1 protein-coding gene is annotated in these 662 nt (G+C 59.7%); it reads left to right on the forward strand.

Annotated elements, in window-relative coordinates; translation table 11 throughout:
• Nucleotides 1–97 precede the first annotated feature (97 nt).
• Nucleotides 98–662, forward strand: a 565-nt coding sequence (locus AC1DX0_RS36735) for an alanine--tRNA ligase-related protein (RefSeq protein WP_477359540.1), incomplete at its 3' end; no start/stop codon positions are given.

Genomic DNA, 662 nt, shown 5'->3' on the forward strand with positions numbered 1-662 from the left:
GGGTGGGGCGTGCCCGCTAAAAGGCCAAGTCTATTTTCTTAAAAGCAGAGCCCATTTCCGCCGGTTTGCCGGCGGTTTTCGCGAAAAGGCAGCAGTCATGAGTGGCGTGAACGAGATCCGGTCGACCTTTCTCGACTATTTCCGCAAGGAGGGCCACGAGGTCGTGGCCTCGAGCCCGCTCGTGCCGCGCAACGATCCGACATTGATGTTCACCAATGCCGGCATGGTGCAGTTCAAGAACGTCTTCACYGGTYTSGARAAGCGGSCCTATTCGCGCGCCWCGACTGCCCAGAAGAGCGTSCGCGCCGGCGGCAAGCACAACGACCTCGACAATGTCGGTTACACCGCGCGCCATCTGACCTTCTTCGAAATGCTCGGCAATTTCTCCTTTGGCGACTATTTCAAGGAGCGTGCCATCGAGCTTGCCTGGAACCTGATCACCAAGGAGTTCGGGCTGAACAAGGACAAGYTGCTGGTCACCGTCTAYCATACGGACGACGAGGCGGCCGGCTTCTGGAAGAAGATCGCCGGCTTCTCSGACGAYCGCATCATCCGCATCCCGACCTCGGMSAATTTCTGGSSSATGGGCGACACCGGYCCYTGCGGCCCKTGCTCGGAAATCTTCATCGACCGTGGCGAGCACATTTGGGGCGGCCCTCCCG

The organism is Mesorhizobium sp. P3_A9 (assembly GCF_056402975.1).